Origin of the sequence: Thiomicrospira sp. ALE5 (genome assembly GCF_900112445.1) — a bacterium.
GTDB lineage: Bacteria > Pseudomonadota > Gammaproteobacteria > Thiomicrospirales > Thiomicrospiraceae > Thiomicrospira.
Map to the genome: position 1 here is coordinate 965,546 of NZ_FOYY01000003.1, position 16,469 is coordinate 982,014.

A 16,469-nucleotide genomic window follows, 5' to 3' on the forward strand; every position below is an offset into this window, starting at 1 on the left:
TTTATGACACGTTTAAATGAAATTTAAACCTTTATCTACTACTGACATAATATAATCGTGGAATACAAAGCTTACGCACCCCACGAAGACGCTTGGAAACGAGAAAGCAAAAGCCGCTTACGCGGCCAAGTTACTGCCCGCCGCGCACCAGGCGCACATGAGTGCTGCTGCTGCGATAAACGTAGTTGCCGAAGCCATTGTAGAAATGGACACCCCACGCATCACTGCTATTGAAGGCAACAGGCGAGGCCGACCAATAAAAAGCGCTTGGCATATTCGGGAAGGCCGGGGTAAAAATAGTCGGACGGCTATAGTTGCCTTCACAGCTTCCATCTAGAGATGTATTACCTTGCCTTGCATTGCTGCCACTCGCGTCGAGTCGGCGCTGGCGTTGTTGGCCAGAACTACAATAGACCAATGAGTGTAGCTCATCAACGGTAGGCAGACGCCAATCTGATTTGTCGGCAAAACGGCTTTCTTTCGCAAGGTCTCGTGCGGCTTGCCACCTATGTATGCTGGCGTCACCCGAACAGGTAGTGCCGGTCCAAGTTTGCCCAAGACTGCAACGCATCCAAGTGAGGTTAGTTTTGGTGTCTGTGATGGTGCCGTCTTGGTTATCGACATAACCTTGTTGAGCCCATCGCCTTTGGTTCTCTGCTTTACGCTCTTCTTCCGCTTTTCGTTGCGCTACCACCCCAGCCGGAGTAAGCTCTCTTGACATATCAATATGCACGGTTGGTGAGGTGAAGTCGGCAATAAACACGTCTTTGCGTTCGCCGCGCCATTCATTATTAGCATCAATCGCCTTCACCACTTGAATATGATAGCTGCCTTCGGCAAGCTTGATCGCAAAGGTTTGGCCAGCTTGTTCGGGCGTATCGCCACGGCGGTGGCCGTTAATGTAAATTTGCGCCCCACCCGGCTTGGTTGTAATGCGTACCATCGCCGCATCCGCACTCGGACGTTCTAGCTTGGTTTGACTGACAATAAAACCCTGCCCTACTTTATTAGCAGTATCCACTTGCCCTTGATCACAACCTACAAGCATCAGCGCGCCTAGCGCCAACGCCAGCACCGAAACCCTCGATTCCGCCCAACCAGCACGCGCGCCACTAAGCGCGGCAACCTGCCCCACTAGATTATTTGCTGTCACACTAACTCCTATAGAATTAAGACCCATCTCCTTCCCGTTGGCCCAGTGGGAAAGCCCACCTGAACACCAAAAAAAGAAGCTGAAACAAAGCCTATAAACACCGCATCAATTATTAATGCATATTATTTAGCCATTATAACCAGGCCTGGTAACAAGTTGATATTTTCTGAACATTCACCCCATAAACTAAAAGCACTGGCGCTCGCGGGTTTTAGCCGTCCTGTGAGTAAAGGTCTTCCATATCGATCAGATAATCAAGCATCACAAGCGTGCTCAGGTTATGCTCTGCAAATACTTTGTTTTCGTGGGGTTTGTATTGCGCTAGGGTCTGGTTGATCGTTTCTTTGAGCCGCATGAGCGTTTGGTAATTCAGCCTATCGTACAGGTGTGGCAATGTCGTAAACAGGTTTAGGAAACTCTGCGCGTTTTCTGGCGAGACCTGCTTGAGCGCCACCGATTTCATGGTTTCTACTAGCGCGTATTCGGCGGCATCGCTATTGAGCGGATAGTAACTCAAAAGCTCCAGCGTCACACGCACAAGTGCCCCTAAATAGAGGTCCTCGTCCTGATCGGCGATAGCGTGATACACACTGGCGACGTAGTAAGTCAGCGGCGCTTTTTCTTCCAGCTCGGAAATGTCCAAGCCACGCTCTTGAAGAAAAGTGGCGACAAACCATGCCAGCGAATCGGCTCCCGGTTCGGCTTCGGTGATTTGCGAATGATGGTTTAGGCGGTAAAGGCCGTAGATCAAATATCCAAAGCGATCACACAGATGATCCGCAAATCGACGACAGCGTTCATCGGTGGGATTTAAGTAACGATCACGCATAAAATCCAGCGTCTGTTCGTAATGGGTGGGGATGTATTTCATTTCTTCAAAGAGCGCCATGTTTAGATGCCCTTCAATCTGCTTTTCAGCACCGTTTTCGTAGTCGAAGTAGCGCGATTCAAGTTCAGATCGTAGCCGCGTAGTTTGACCGTAGAGACTTTTGGCAAAGCGGATATTCATGGGGGTTTCCAGCGTGGCACGCTGTTTGGCAAGCTGTTCCACATTTCCAGCTTCGCGCACCTGCGCCAATGCCGCTTCAAAGTTTTTTCGCGGGCTGCTGGCCTGCGGGTCGTTGCCGGGGCGTACCGTGTCGTCGAGATAGCGGTAGAAACGCTGCAGTTCGCCATCGTCTAGGGTAGTTAAAAACACCAGCAAAATATCATTGTCTATTTTATCGTTGCCGATAAGCTCGTTAAACGCTTCATTACTCATTGAAACCAGTTCGTCTGCCGTGTTGGTGCTGATATCAACTTTGCCCTGCTGTTCGTTTTTGATTTGCAGCCAGTTTGGCAACGGACGGTCGTGATCCGGCAGTTCACCCAGTTTAAATGGTTTCATATGCGCCCTGTTTTTAAAATCATACTATTATTTCGTTAATGACGTTTCACCTTGAAAATGACAACCAGGCCTGGTTATTCGGTCTGGCTTTTATTGCGTTGCCATGCGCAACGTCAATACAAGGCGTAAATCCGCTCGGCATGTTGTCGCGAGAAAAAATTGTTTACTCCTTGAAAGCAAAAGCCGCTTACGCGGCCAAAGTTACTGTCCGCCGCGCACCAGGCGCACATGACCGTCGTTGCTGCGATTACTGTAGCTGACGCCGCCAATGGTGAAATAGACACCCCACGCAAGATCGCTATCGATGGGAATAGGCGAGGCCGACCAATAAAACATTCTTGGCGTATTCGGGAAGGCCGAGGTAAAAATGGTCGGACGGCTATAGTCACCTTCGCAGCGGCCAGTTAGTTCACTACCTTGCCTTACCATTCCGCCTCGAATTACAATTCCGCCACTCGCGTCGAGTCGGCGTTGTTGGCCAGAACTACAATAGACCAGTGAGTGTAGCTCATCAACTGTGGGCACGCGCCAGTCGGTTTTACCGGCAAAACGGCTCTGTTTGGCGAGGTCTTCCGCGACTTGCAAAAAATGTCTGCTGGCGTCACCCGAACAGGTGGTGCCGGTCCAGGTTTGCCCTAAGCTGCAGCGCATCCAAATAAGGTTAGTTTTTTTGTCATAGACCGTGCCATCATTGTTAAGCACATAGCGCTCTTTAAACGCATTGTCGTTAGCATCCTGCTTCGCTTTTTGTTCAGCCTTTTGCTTATCTATTGCTTTTTGGGTAAGCTCTCTTGTCATATCAATATGCACGGTTGGCGATGTGAAGTCGGCAATAAACACATCTTTGCGTTCGCCGCGCCATTCGTTATTGGCATCAATCGCCTTCACCACTTGAATGTGATAGCTACCTTCGGCAAGCTTGATCGCAAAAGTTTGGCCGGCTTGTTCGGGCGTATCGCCACGGCGGTGGCCGTTAATGTAAATTTGCGCCCCACCCGGCTTGGTTGTAATCCGCACCATCGCCGCATCCACCCCCGGACGTTCTAGCTTGGTTTGACTGACAATAAAACCCTGTCCTACATTATTAGAAGTATCCGCTTGCCCTTGATCACAACCTGCAAGCATAACAATGCCGAGCAACATGGTTGCTAACTTAAATCTTAACGCTGATTGCGCTCTGTTCTGTGGGAGTAACTTCATTTCCGTCATAGGATTTGTCCTTGTATATTGTATAAGTTTGGGTTCATGCGACGTTGATCCCACGTCGTTAGCCATCATGTTATTAAATATCTACAGAAAGGGCTTACTGCCCACTTAACTTGTTTAAAATATTTGTCAACCGATCAGCCTCTTCATTAACCAATCGATTCTCTTCATTAACCAATCGATTCTCTTCATTAACCAATCGATTCTCTTCATTAACCAATCGATTCTCTTCATTAACCAATCGATTCTCTTCCTTGGAAGCCTGATTCAAGCCAACCTCATACAGAATCTCATAACTTTCCTTGCCCAAATACAACAGTGAAGTGAGCATTTCTGGGCTACACGCCTGAATATCTTCAAGGCCGGGTTTCGTCATAAAATTCCGCCCCATTCCCCTGATTTTGCCGGAGAAGTTGCTTATTGCCTCTTCTCTTGTCCAACTATGGTTAGCGTCTTTTGAAAACTTACTGCCCCGTGTTTGCAAACACTCAATCATCCTAGACTCGTTAAACAAAGCAATATCGGTTAAGACAGAATTTCGACGAGTTAAGCGCTCATAAGGGTATTCAAATTCCGCTTCATATAGCGATTCATATTGAATACGCTCAGCTTTCCAAGCGCCATTATCTCGACTGAATCGCCAATTAAATCCTAGGTTGGCATCAAACTGCTCGATACCGTCTAAACTGCCGTCATATAGAAAGAACGCAAAGGTGGATTCTGCTGTTGGCCAGACATAAACCACTGCATGACGAGGTTCTTCAATGGTCACTTTACTGGCACCTAATGGAATCATTTCAGTGATCAGTTCACTGCCTCCTGTGATTTGTATAGCAGTGGACTGTTGAGACTCGATCAGTGGTAGAAAGGGGGCGTTCGATTTTTGTTCTGCATGCACAGTGATAGTGAAAATTGCCGCACAGAAAACGCTAATCTGTGCAAATAAGCGAAGATTTTCATTCATTTAATGAACCATTTTTGTTGGAAATAACTAACCTAGTGAGATTACCGATTAATAAAAATTAATAAATACAGTTAAAACTATACAAAGCAACTTTTACAAAGACAAGAAAACTATGTAAATAATAAGAGGGTAAATACGGCAGACAATGCCCAACACGCCCCCTATATCCATGATTTTATCGACCGAATTAAACAAACCATGGGGCAATAAGCTAAGAACCAGGCCTGGTTGGATGGATAAAAATAAATCATCCACAACCATGTAAATTATAAAGGTAAAGTTATATAATTTATAAAAAAGGATGGTAAGTTATGCTTAAACGCCATATTCAAAACCTGCTAAACGACTATCTCAAGCTGTTTCCGGCCGTATGGTTAGGTGGTGCGCGCCAAACCGGTAAATCAACGCTAGTCATGGCATTACCCGATTACCATTACGTCACGCTTGATGACATCACCTTGTATATGGCGGCCCAAGACAGCCCGCAGACGTTTATTCAATCCCTGCCAAAGCCGGTCATTATTGATGAAATTCAACGGGTGCCCGAATTACTACTGGCGATTAAGCAGGACATTGACTTAAATCGTCAGAATGGTCGCTACTTGCTCACAGGGTCAGCCAATTTGCTTGGCATGAAAAATGTACAAGACTCGCTGGCCGGGCGTTTGGGCGTACTGGAACTCACGCCCTTTAGTTTGCGTGAACTCAATAACCACAAGCCAAACCTGCTGGACGATCTATTCAATGGCGCAATAACACAACAAACACCAACGTTAGACAAACCCGTCATTGAACAGATGCTAAGCGGCGGTTATCCAGAAATGCAAACGCTAACCCAACCCCGTTTGCAAAAACTGTGGATGGGCGCTTACATCACCACCTATATTGAGCGCGATGCGTTTAACTTGGCAGAAATTCGTAAAAAAGACGCGTTTTATCGGCTGTATCACATTTTGGCCTCGCGCAGTGCTAACCTGCTTAACAAAGCCAGTTTAGCGCGCGACATCGGCATCAGTGCCGCCTTATTGGATGACTATTTGGCCTTGTTGCAAACCACCTATCAAATTGAATTAGTTTCAGCTTATTGGGATAACCTCACCAAACGCCATGTCAAAATGCCCAAATTGTTTTTTATGGATACCGGTGTGCTGTGCAATATGTTGCAAGTGAGTTTAGACAGTTTTTGGCAAAGCCCTTATCGCGGATTGATAACGGAAAACTTTGTGTTTAGTGAACTCTATCGCGCTAAACAAACGACACTTGAACTGACCGAGTTATATCACCTGCGCACCAGTGATCAAAAAGAGATAGATTTGATTATTCAGCGCGGACTACAAACGATTGGCATCGAAGTGAAAGCGTCCAGCCAAATTGATGCGTCCGCGTTTAAACATTTAAAGCCGTTTGCTGAAACCCTCGGCGATAACTTTAAAGGCGGTTATGTATTTTATTTAGGCGACCACGCCGTGCAATTCGGCGACAAACTCTGGGCGTTGCCGATGGCATATTTGGGCTAAGACAGAAAATACTTAACCGAACGGCCTTTGCCTTGGGTTTGTAGAACGCTTAACTCAACCAATTCGGTTAAATCACGCGCGGCGGTGGCATCGGATGTGCCGACCAGATTTTTATATTTTCGCCGTGCAATGCCGTCATCAAAATCATTCGTTTCCAACAAGCGCACCAATAATTTCCGTTGGCGCTCGTTAAACGCGTGCGAACGATATTGATCCCAAAACTGCGTGGCATAACGCACTTTTTCCAATCGCCGCAAACTGTTTTGTGCCGCTGCTTGCACACAATGTAAGAACCAAACCATCCATTCGGTTAAATCGCCGTCACCTTTTTGCGTTTTTTCCAGCACCTGATAATAATCGGATTTTTGACGCGCCATTTCACTGGAAATCGAATACAAGCGAATATCGGTATGATCGGCGCGCGCTAAACAGCGTTCGGCCAGAATGCGTGACAAGCGTCCGTTGCCGTCATCAAAAGGGTGAACGGTCACAAACCAAAACTTCGCAATCGCGGCCTTTAAATAATCGTACACCGGATAATCCACCATCGACTCATCTTGATTGAACCAGTCAATAAATTTATCCATATAAGCTTCTACACAGGCGCGTTGCTCACAGGGTGCTTGAAAATGCACCACCTCCTTACGTCCAAAATGCCCCGAGACCACCGCCATCGGCTCATCACGATAATCACCCAACGTGATTTCTTTTAGCCTGGGTGTTTCGATAAGCAATTGCGCTTGCCAGCGTTTAAGTTGCGCATGATCTAACAGCTGATCCGCATTACGAACCGCCTCCAAGAAAACTTGCGTAAAGGCTTCATAACGTTTGTCTGTCGGTTTCGCATCAGGCAAACCCAAATGTCGGGCAATGCTGGAACGCACCGATTCGCGGTCAAGTACCTGTTGTTCAATAAGGGAGGTGGACAAGGCTTCATCCAGCAACACCTGGCTCTCAAACGCCAAACGTTTTTCCGCTGAAAGTTGATTGGCTAGGGCAATTAAAGGTGCAACCGCTCTGACCGCGCTCAATAAAGACGGCATGACCTGTGCCTGATCAAAAGACCAGTTCGGCCAGTTTGCCTGCTGCCATACCCATTGTTGCGCCATATTTAGACCCGCGTGAGACGATTAATTGATTTAATTGTATCAGTTTATGAGTCGATTAGAACACCCAATCATCTCAAACAGCTTTTATACTTGTGACTTTTTAAACATTCGCCCAAACCTGGCCTGTTGATTTTAGGCGTGACTAAAGGCGCTGTACCATAAATGCAGGAGCCATCAATTCTTGCTCTTGGCGACTGATTTTGAGCTGTTCCGCCACATCGCGCCATTGATCAACCGCCTGAATCACTTGTCGATAAATGGTTTCGGCGGTTGCTTGATTTAACTGAAAATAATCAATCACGGAAAAAGCCAGTTCAAAATCGAGGCGATTATCCATTTCATTAATATTCAAATGCAGGCCCGTGCCATCAGCCACCGGGTTAATGTCGTAAGCAGGCGATAAAACCCAGCCCTTCGATGTATGAAGAAAACCGTGATTTCTCAAATGATCATCGGTATTGGATACCGCAATATAAAACACCATTCGCCGCCATAACTGCGCCAAATCGTCCTTAGTATTCGCGCCATGCTGAATTAAAAACTCGGCCAGCTCCAAATAACTCGCGCCCGCTTCGCCATCAAAATAGCCAAGTTGCGTCATGGCGGATGAAAAATGCAACCGCTGTCCTGCAACGCGATCAAAACGCTGGGTTAAAAACGTATGTTGTTCGCTATTCAAACGCTTGATATCACAGGGCGCCATATTAATGCCAGCATTTATCGCAAGCTTATACACCAGCATTTCCCAAGCGGCCATATCATGCGTGTCATAACGGCTTGGAAACTTAGCAATCCACAAATTGCCATCTTCATCAACCACACTGGCTTTTGGTCGCGCACCGCCCAAAGATGAACCAGGAGAAATCAACATATTCAACCACTTTGAATAGTCCGCTGACTTATTGATACCCGGTTTTTCAACTTCCGAAGCCGCCACTTCCAATTCTCGCAACGACGACATGGGCGGTGCGGATAACGCGTGATTGTCATCTAAAAACGCACCAGCCTCCTCTAACTTAAAACGCAACGCCCCCATACGATGAAGATCATGAACCCCAAGCAAATAATCGGTTTCCATCAGCTTTATGGGTTTGCGGTTTTGCTGACTGGCTAAAACGGCCTCTCTACGTTGCATAATCAAACGCCCCCAGCGATCCGGGCACGAATCTAAAAACGCACGAAAGTTTTGATTATCTTGACTATGCTGCTCGCCCTGAAACAACTTGAGTTCAGGATCAATTTGCTGAGCATAATCCGAAGTCAACCAAGCTGAATCATAGCTAAAACTAAAGTGCTCGCTGCCACGCACAACATCCGCACGCAACACCCCGACCTTATGCGGGGTATCCATCCCCTGCCAATCGGCATAAACCAAAATTTCACGGCTCATGACGACTTACCTTTCAGCAGTTCAATATCCTGCAACTTACGCCCAAATTCATCGTCACGCGCCACCTTGGTTAAATCATCCGCCAAACCCAAAACCGATAAAACCAACAGATAATGCCCCATCGACACCGAACCATCACCGCGCTCAATTTTTCTGAGTGTGGGCTTAGACAACCCCGTGCGCTCGGCCATTTGGGTTTGAGTCAGTTTTCGGCGTTTCGCCGCCAGCCGAATGTTTTCACCCAACTGCACCAAAATCGCCTCCTGCTTAGGAAATAAAGTCGCTGTTCGCTTATCCACGTCTTGCTAACCTCTAAAAAATTTTGTTAGCGTTACTTTATGCTAAATAACGGTAAAATGAAACTATATTTTCACAATTAACTGAAAAAAGAAAATTTAGATTCACATAAAGACCTTACCAACCATGCCTGGTAGTTACACACTCAAAATCTTATTCGTATCAATCTATGAGTCGATTAGACCGGAAATCATCTCAAATGGCTATTGATGGTTGCTGTATTTTAAAGCTTGGCCCTTCTAGGCTAAGAAAAGCCATACATGTATAATCACCTTTAGAGTTAGCTTCCCAAAAGGAATATGCAATGCAAACCATCACATCACAGGAATGGCAAAGCCTACCCGAGAATGCGCAACGTGAGCTACATGACTTCTTTTTATTTTTGAAGCAAAAGTACGCCAATAACCAAGACGCAATAGAAACTCGCGCCTTCTCAAACCACAGTGCAGAATGTGCGGAAGATTGGCTTGATGCTGAGGAAGCGAGACAATGACCGACACCCGCATTTGTTTTATCGGCGATTCGTTCGTTAACGGCACAGGCGATGAGACGATGCTCGGTTGGGCGGGACGTGTGTGTGTCGATACGCGTCAAAAAGGCCACGACATCACCTATTACAATCTGGGGATTCGGCGCAACACCTCGACGGATATTCTGCAACACTGGAACGAGATTGCGTTACGCCAACATCCAGATTGCGACAATCGGATTGTATTGTCGTGCGGCGTGAACGACACCACGCTGGAAAACGGCGTGTTACGTGTGGAGTTTGAAACGTCTTTGCTGAATATGCGCGCGCTATTTGCGCGTATGCAATCCTCACCAGGCCTGGTAGTTGGCCCGCCGCCGGTGGATGACGATCAACAAAATCAACGTATTAAAGCCTTATCAGAAGCCATGCAAAGCGAAGCTGAAAAAGCCGGTTTGCCGTTTATCCCGCTGTTTGATGCCTTGGTTCAAGATAACGCTTATCTGGCCGAAATCGCCCAAAACGACGGCGCACACCCCGCATCATCCGGTTATCAAACAATCACTCGCATTATCTTGGGCTCCGGCCAATGGTGGTTTTAATCAACGAAGCTGTAAGCTTTTAAAAAATTTAATGCACCCTGCTTAAACGACACTATTGTTCTATTGCCCACCGACTTTAGAAAACACCTGCAAGACCACGACGCCACTTACAATTAAGGCTATACCCAGCACCGCCGCTAAATCTAGCGTTTGTTTAAACACGACCCACCCAATTAAGGTAATTAGTGCAATCCCCGCCCCTGCCCAAATCGCATAGGCGACGCCCACCGGAATTTGCTTTAGGGTCAAGGATAATAAATAAAACGCTAAACCATAACCTACCAACACCACCAATGAAGGCCAAAGCTTAGTAAACCCATCACTAAGCTTCAATGCGCTGGTGCCAATCACTTCGGCAATAATCGCCAAGCTCAATAGTATCCAAACATTCATTCAACAACGTCCATTGCTACTTCTTAATCAGTTTATACAAATCCGTTAACTTACCTTCGATAAGACGATTTTCTTGGTCAAGTAACCAAATCCGGTTCTCGCCTACAAAAAATCCAAGTTTTTCACCCGCCTGTGTGGTCAGCAAAATCCGCTGCCCATCTTCTGCCCAAAAAAACTGACCCTTATCTTTAATTACACTTTCTGAACGGCCAATATATTCTCGCACTAAGTTAAATGAATAATCATCGTACAAGCTCAATTGCCAGTGAATAGCTTCACAATCAGCACAAGGTAAATGACCAACATAACTACCCGCCCAGTCAACAGCTATCTGACTGGTGTGATGATCAACAGGCGAAATCAAATCAGTTTTGTAAGTACAGGCAGACACTAATGCCGCAACCAAAACACCCACAATCATGCCAAATCGCTTCATCATTTATCTCTCTAGCCATTAATTCTTATTTAATTGTTTTTACAGCGAATTACATTGAATAAATTACTACATAATAAACAATTTAAACAGTGAACCCACATGAAGTCATTAAAGCTCGCTGCCATTACAGCGGTATTATTTAATATGGTACATATTTCTGGCTGTGCCCTGCTGCCATCCCAGCAAGTCAATGTCGCTGACCGTAAAGTTGAGTTTATTTACCAAGATCAGCAAGCTGACCTGACCCTCATTTTTGAAAATGGCCTAACCTCTAAGTTATCAACCTGGCAAGGCGTGCTGCCGCTATTACCCGATGATGTGAATTACTTGGTTTATAATCGCGCCGATTATGGCCGCTCAGAATCTAGCGACCAGCCTCGAACTGGCGAATTTATTGTCGCCGAACTTCGCTCGCTATTGGCGCAACAACAAATAGAGCCGCCCTACCTGCTCATCGGGCATTCGTTAGGAGGGCTGTATGCACAATATTTTGCACGTAGTTACCCTGAAGAATTAGCAGGCCTGCTACTTGTTGACTCAGTGCATCCTTCTCAAATGGAAGGGCGTGGTGCCTATAAAAACTGGCCTTGGTGGAGTCGACTGGGATTTCAATTATTTACTTCTAAAACTGAAAAAGCAGAATTGTTTAACCTGATGGCCACGGGTGAAGCTGTCCTTAATATGCCGAACCCTGAACAGATTCCAATGATTATTTTAGTTGCTGGCAAGGATTACAGTCGTGATCAAGCGGCCAGAGACCACGTTACTAACAAGCGAGAGGACCTCGCTAGACTCTATCCTCAAGCCGATTGGCGCACAGTGCCTGCAGGCCATGCCATTCAGCGACAACGACCTGACATTGTAGCGGATGCAATTTCGGAACTGGTTAACCTTTATCGCTCACCTTAAGCAGGTTGCTTTTAAAGTCCAACCCATTTAAATCAAGATTTTCTTAACCCATATTCCTTTTTAATTCGCGATTCTGCTAATATTAAAACACTATTTAATGGAGCAGAATGGTATGAAATGGCTTGGTTGGATTGTTAAGATTACCCTTGGTTTAGCACTGGTGTTAGTGATTGGTATCACGGTGCTACTCCTCACCTTTGATGCCAATAAATATCGTGATCAAATCAGCCAAGTGGTGTTGGATCAAACCGGTCGTGAACTCAGTTTGGATGACATCAGCCTAACCCTTTATCCAACCATCGGCTTAGCTATTACCAACGCGCAGCTTAGTAATGCAACCGGTTTTGACGAGCCCACCATGGTCAAAATAGCGCAAATGCGAATCGGTGTCGCCCTTATGCCACTGTTGCGCCAAGAGTTGGCCGTTGATACCTTAGAACTCAACGGACTCGCTGTTTATTTAGCGCGCAACGCCGATGGCACTACCAACTGGCAAGACTTACTCCCCGAACCAGAAGCGAGTCAGCCAGCCGAACACACAGAAGCCATCAAAGAGACTGCGCCGACAGACACTGACGCCTTAATAGCGCAACTACAAAACCTTGCGATTGATGGCATTCGCATTCAAAACGCATCCTTTATTTGGGATGATCAGGCGAGCCAACAACGCATTGAATTTGACGACCTGAATATCACCGCTACTGCGATTAAATTAAATCAGTTTTTTAATCTTAACCTTGCCGGCAACCTCGCCGTACAAGATCCGCAACTTAACCTAAATTGGCAGTTAGCTATTGATGCCAAAATAGATAACCAACTAAGTTTAAGCCTTAAAGACCTGACGTTACAATTAGATCTTAATAGTCGTGAATTGCCCGTCACGCAAAGCAGAGTAAATCTGGCACTCCCTACTATTGATCTCGATCTTGAACAACAGATGTTCAATATCAATGACCTAAGCCTAAATATGGCAGCGCAGTTTAACGATAACCTGCCTATTGCCTCAGTGACCGGACAAAGTGATATTCAGGCCGTGACATTGCATCTAACCGAGCAACAACTGATGCTGCCCGAGTTTGCCTTAACGCTGAATGCGAATGGGCCAACGCAATCCAGTGATGAAAAACTACTTAACAGCCTGGATCTGAACCTGAACTTTGCCGGCTTGGATGCAAAGCTCGATACCTTGGCTGTGGCATTACCGAGTATTCTGTTGAACGGTACGCTTGATTCGCCACTATTGCCGGTCGGAAAAACCAATTTTGACCTACGCACCGAGTTGCAGGCCAATCTAAGTGAGCAAACCTTGACTGTTGATAGCTTGCAACTGGCACTATTAGATTTAGTCTTGAATTCTCGCGTTGCGATTACGCAACTCCAAACTACGCCAACAATTACTAGCGAATTAGCCATTGATAGCTTTAACCTGCGCAAGCTATTAAACCAGTTACAAGTCGAATTGCCTGAAATGGCAAAGGCTAATACCCTTGAAAAGTTAGCGCTCAGTTTTAATAGCCACGTCACCCTAGGTGAAGCTGCACCTAACATTGCTATTAACAACCTCAAACTTGAACTAGATAATAGCCAGCTGACTGGGCAAGCGCAAGTACAGCCAGGCGACAGCCTATTAGCACGCTGGAATTTAGCGTTAAATCAAATCAACTTAAATGATTATTTGCCGCCTAAACCAGATGCAGTGACAGAAACGGAGCCAAAACCTGACGACCAGCCTGAATTTGTATTAGAACTCCCCGATGAGCTACTGCGCAGCTTAGACTTAGATGGTGAGATCCGCGTGGGACAATTGACGTTTGATCAATTAAATATGACCAATATCCTTGTTGATGTTAAAGCCAAGGAAGGCGTGCTTGATTTATCGCAGTTACGCGCTGATTTGTTTAACACCCAAGCTGTGGCGAGCGCGCAACTTGATGTCCGCGACGATCAACCGAAAATGGCGGTTAAATTAGACAGTCGCAATATTCCCATTGGTGAGGTCATTAGCAGTTTTGTCGACTTTGATCGGCTATCCGGAACAGGCCTGGTACAAGCTGACTTAACTACAGCCGGTGATCGTATCAGTCAATGGCAAGAAAATCTTAACGGCCACGTCACCCTAAACCTTCGTGACGGTGCGGTTAAAGGATTTAACCTCGCTAAATCAGTACGTGATGCGCAAGCCCTATTCCGCGGACAGCGTGCGCAAGCAGACGAGGGTCCATTACAAACTGACTTTAGCGCCTTAGATTTACGTGCCACCATCAAGCAAGGTGTGGTGACAACAGAGCGTCTAAGCGCCGAAGCACCGTTTATGCGTATCCGAGGCGAAGGAACCGTCAATTTACCTAAACAAGAGCTGGATTATCTTGTACGCACCAGCATTGTCGCGTCAGCCGTGGGACAAGATGGTGCCGATTTAAGTAATCTTGTTGGCTTAACCATCCCAGTTAAATTAACTGGCTCGCTACTGAGTCCGCGTGTGTCGCTGGATTTGGCTTCTTTACTAGAAAGTCGCGCGCGTCAAGAGGTTGAGCAGCGCTTACGTCAGGAACAAGAGCGTATTCAACAACAAATCGAAAAACAGGTTGAAGAACAAAAAGAAAAGATTGGCGAACAAATCCAGCAGCAGCTTGAAGAACGAGGCGGTGAAATGCTAGACAATTTACGCCGTCGTTTGCCTTTTTAACAAGATGTAAATTTTTACTGAAAAAACGCTAAGTTGTTGATTTTACGTTGCTGAGGGCATAAAAAAAGCCCGTATGAGACGGGCTTTTCTTGAAAATGGTGGCTACACCGGGATTCGAACCTGGGACCCCATCATTATGAGTGATGTGCTCTAACCAACTGAGCTATGTAGCCAAAGATGGGCGTATTATAAGGAAGTTTGCGCGATTGTCAAAACTTTCTTACACATTAAACCTAAAGTGCATGACATCACCATCTTGCACGATATATTCCTTGCCTTCCAAACGCAGCTTACCGGCTTCTTTAGCGCCCTGCTCGCCATTATATTTTACGTAATCATCGTAGGCCGTCACTTCTGCACGGATAAAGCCTTTTTCAAAATCAGTATGAATAACCCCCGCAGCCTGAGGCGCTGTCGCACCGACTTTAACCGTCCAGGCGCGCACTTCTTTTACACCTGCCGTAAAGTAGGTTTGCAAGCCAAGCAAACTATAACCTGCACGAATGACTCGATTTAGACCGGGTTCTTCTAAACCCATACCCTGTAAAAAATCCAGCTTATCTTCGTCATCTAGCTCTGCGATTTCAGACTCAATCGCCGCGCACACCGGCACCACGGCTGCACCTTGCTCTAATGCAAATGTCGTCAATGCATCTAGGTAAGGATTGTTTTCAAACCCATCTTCATTGACGTTAGCGATATACATCATCGGCTTAATGGTCAACAAATGCAGATCATACAGTTCCGCTTGTTCTTCAGGGGACAAATCAAGGTTGCGTACCAAGGTACCTTCTGCAATGCCGGCAGCAACCTTTTCCAATACCACTAGGCGTGCCTTCGCTTCTTTGCTGCCGGTTTTAGCCACTCGCTGCACTTTTTGAATCGCTTTATCAATCGACTCCATATCAGCCAAAACCAATTCGGTATTAATAATATCGATATCAGTTAATGGATCCACCTTACCGGCCACATGTACAATATCGTCGTTTTCAAAACAACGCACCACTTGCGCAATCGCATCCGTTTCGCGAATATTAGCTAAAAACTTATTACCTAACCCTTCGCCCTTCGATGCGCCCGCTACCAGGCCTGCTATATCCACAAACTCCATGGTTGCAGCTAATACACGCTCAGGCTTGACCATCTCCGCTAACTTATCTTGGCGTGGATCAGGCACAGGCACAATGCCCACATTCGGCTCTATCGTACAAAATGGATAGTTAGCGGCATCTATGCCAGCATTGGTGAGCGCATTAAATAAGGTTGATTTTCCAACATTAGGCAAACCGACAATGCCGCACTTAATTCCCATGGTAAATGTCCTTGTAGTCTGAAATGATATTAACTGGCAGCAGGCCTGGTGTGGAGCTGATTCATCGCTTTAGCAAAATCGCCTTGCACGACATCAGTCATCACCCGCGTGGCATCATAAATCGCATCCTCAATCGCTTGGCGGTCAGGTTTTGATGGTGCTTTAAGCACATAATTGACGACTTGCTTGCGATCACCTGGATGATCAATACCCAAGCGTAAACGATGAAAATGGGCACCGCCCAGTGCTGCGATTGAATCTCTTAAACCATTATGCCCGCCATGGCCTCCGCCTGTTTTGAGTTTGGCCACCCCTACCGGTAGATCGAGCTCATCATGCGCAATTAAAATACTTTCGACGGGAATGCGATAAAAGTTGGCTAGCGCTTGAATTGACTGGCCTGAACGATTCATAAACGTGGCTGGCTTCAATAACCATACTGGATGATTATTAACCACGACTTTGGCCACGAGACCTAAAAATTTGGTTTCTGGACGAAACACCTCGCCAGCGTGGCGTGCCATTTCCTCCACAAACCAAAAACCAGCGTTATGTCGTGTCTGTTCATATTGCTCGCCTGGGTTACCCAAGCCGACAATCAGTTGTACAGAGGACATAAGCGCTGGTTCCTAGTCAACC

The 16,469-nt window shown here is 46.3% G+C and carries 17 protein-coding genes and 1 tRNA gene; 5 read left to right on the forward strand and 13 right to left on the reverse strand.

Annotated elements, in window-relative coordinates:
• Nucleotides 1-130: 130 nt before the first annotated feature.
• The 5 genes from BM293_RS04715 to BM293_RS10240 all read right to left on the reverse strand — a co-directional run bounded on the left by BM293_RS04715 (nt 131) and on the right by BM293_RS10240 (nt 4,965).
• Nucleotides 131-1,153 carry an Lcl domain-containing protein gene (locus tag BM293_RS04715; protein ID WP_159428458.1) on the reverse strand — a complete coding sequence of 341 codons (1,023 nt, stop codon included), beginning with the start codon at nt 1,151-1,153 and terminating at the stop codon, nt 131-133.
• A gap of 211 nt (nt 1,154-1,364) precedes the next feature.
• Complete coding sequence (locus BM293_RS04720; protein ID WP_093447190.1) at nt 1,365-2,540, reverse strand: hypothetical protein; 1,176 nt, start codon at nt 2,538-2,540, stop codon at nt 1,365-1,367.
• Between the two features lie 201 nt (nt 2,541-2,741).
• Nucleotides 2,742-3,749, reverse strand: coding sequence for an Lcl domain-containing protein (locus BM293_RS04725; protein WP_159428459.1), 1,008 nt, complete (start codon nt 3,747-3,749; stop codon nt 2,742-2,744).
• 94 nt (nt 3,750-3,843) lie between these two features.
• The gene (locus BM293_RS04730) at nt 3,844-4,710 is read right to left on the reverse strand and encodes a hypothetical protein (RefSeq protein ID WP_093447193.1); all 867 of its coding nucleotides are present in this window, start codon (nt 4,708-4,710) and stop codon (nt 3,844-3,846) included.
• 93 nt (nt 4,711-4,803) lie between these two features.
• Nucleotides 4,804-4,965 (reverse strand): hypothetical protein, encoded by a 162-nt coding sequence (locus BM293_RS10240; RefSeq protein WP_159428460.1) that lies wholly within the window; start codon nt 4,963-4,965, stop codon nt 4,804-4,806.
• 56 nt (nt 4,966-5,021) lie between these two features.
• On the opposite strand from BM293_RS10240, the gene BM293_RS04735 reads away from it, so the two are divergent.
• Nucleotides 5,022-6,227, forward strand: a complete 1,206-nt coding sequence (locus tag BM293_RS04735; RefSeq protein WP_093447195.1) for an ATP-binding protein — start codon at nt 5,022-5,024, stop codon at nt 6,225-6,227.
• Here the strand turns inward: BM293_RS04735 and BM293_RS04740 are convergent.
• From BM293_RS04740 to BM293_RS04750, 3 genes are all read right to left on the reverse strand, one after another.
• On the reverse strand, nt 6,224-7,336 hold the full coding sequence (locus BM293_RS04740) for a Fic family protein (RefSeq protein ID WP_093447196.1): 1,113 nt from the start codon (nt 7,334-7,336) through the stop codon (nt 6,224-6,226). The two genes, BM293_RS04735 and BM293_RS04740, sit on opposite strands and share 4 nt — an antisense overlap.
• Nucleotides 7,337-7,478: 142 nt before the next feature.
• Nucleotides 7,479-8,726: a type II toxin-antitoxin system HipA family toxin gene (locus BM293_RS04745; protein WP_093447198.1), complete on the reverse strand. Its 1,248-nt coding sequence runs from the start codon at nt 8,724-8,726 to the stop codon at nt 7,479-7,481.
• Nucleotides 8,723-9,025, reverse strand: coding sequence for a helix-turn-helix domain-containing protein (locus BM293_RS04750; RefSeq protein WP_093447199.1), 303 nt, complete (start codon nt 9,023-9,025; stop codon nt 8,723-8,725). Before BM293_RS04750 ends, BM293_RS04745 begins: the two co-directional genes overlap by 4 nt.
• A gap of 302 nt (nt 9,026-9,327) precedes the next feature.
• On the opposite strand from BM293_RS04750, the gene BM293_RS04755 reads away from it, so the two are divergent.
• Complete coding sequence (locus BM293_RS04755) at nt 9,328-9,516, forward strand: hypothetical protein (protein ID WP_093447201.1); 189 nt, start codon at nt 9,328-9,330, stop codon at nt 9,514-9,516.
• On the forward strand, nt 9,513-10,094 hold the full coding sequence (locus tag BM293_RS04760) for a DUF459 domain-containing protein (RefSeq protein ID WP_093447202.1): 582 nt from the start codon (nt 9,513-9,515) through the stop codon (nt 10,092-10,094). Before BM293_RS04755 ends, BM293_RS04760 begins: the two co-directional genes overlap by 4 nt.
• A gap of 60 nt (nt 10,095-10,154) precedes the next feature.
• On the opposite strand, the gene BM293_RS04765 is transcribed toward BM293_RS04760, so the two are convergent.
• Together BM293_RS04765 and BM293_RS04770 are read right to left on the reverse strand one after the other, a co-directional pair.
• Complete coding sequence (locus BM293_RS04765; protein WP_093447204.1) at nt 10,155-10,487, reverse strand: DMT family transporter; 333 nt, start codon at nt 10,485-10,487, stop codon at nt 10,155-10,157.
• 16 nt (nt 10,488-10,503) lie between these two features.
• A complete protein-coding gene (locus tag BM293_RS04770) occupies nt 10,504-10,926 on the reverse strand; it encodes a copper resistance protein NlpE (RefSeq protein ID WP_093447205.1) in 423 nt (140 codons plus the stop codon).
• A gap of 96 nt (nt 10,927-11,022) precedes the next feature.
• Between BM293_RS04770 and BM293_RS04775 the strand changes: the two genes are divergently transcribed.
• Together BM293_RS04775 and BM293_RS04780 are read left to right on the forward strand one after the other, a co-directional pair.
• Nucleotides 11,023-11,832, forward strand: a complete 810-nt coding sequence (locus BM293_RS04775) for an alpha/beta fold hydrolase (RefSeq protein WP_093447207.1) — start codon at nt 11,023-11,025, stop codon at nt 11,830-11,832.
• 112 nt (nt 11,833-11,944) lie between these two features.
• Nucleotides 11,945-14,518 (forward strand): AsmA family protein, encoded by a 2,574-nt coding sequence (locus BM293_RS04780; protein WP_093447208.1) that lies wholly within the window; start codon nt 11,945-11,947, stop codon nt 14,516-14,518.
• A gap of 96 nt (nt 14,519-14,614) precedes the next feature.
• On the opposite strand, the gene BM293_RS04785 is transcribed toward BM293_RS04780, so the two are convergent.
• The 3 genes from BM293_RS04785 to pth all read right to left on the reverse strand — a co-directional run bounded on the left by BM293_RS04785 (nt 14,615) and on the right by pth (nt 16,447).
• Nucleotides 14,615-14,691: transfer RNA gene (locus BM293_RS04785), tRNA-Met, on the reverse strand.
• 47 nt (nt 14,692-14,738) lie between these two features.
• Entirely contained in the window at nt 14,739-15,830 is a 1,092-nt protein-coding gene (gene ychF, locus BM293_RS04790) for a redox-regulated ATPase YchF (protein ID WP_093447210.1), read from the reverse strand.
• 29 nt (nt 15,831-15,859) lie between these two features.
• Complete coding sequence (gene pth / locus BM293_RS04795; RefSeq protein WP_093447211.1) at nt 15,860-16,447, reverse strand: aminoacyl-tRNA hydrolase; 588 nt, start codon at nt 16,445-16,447, stop codon at nt 15,860-15,862.
• Between the last annotated feature and the right edge of the window lie 22 nt (nt 16,448-16,469).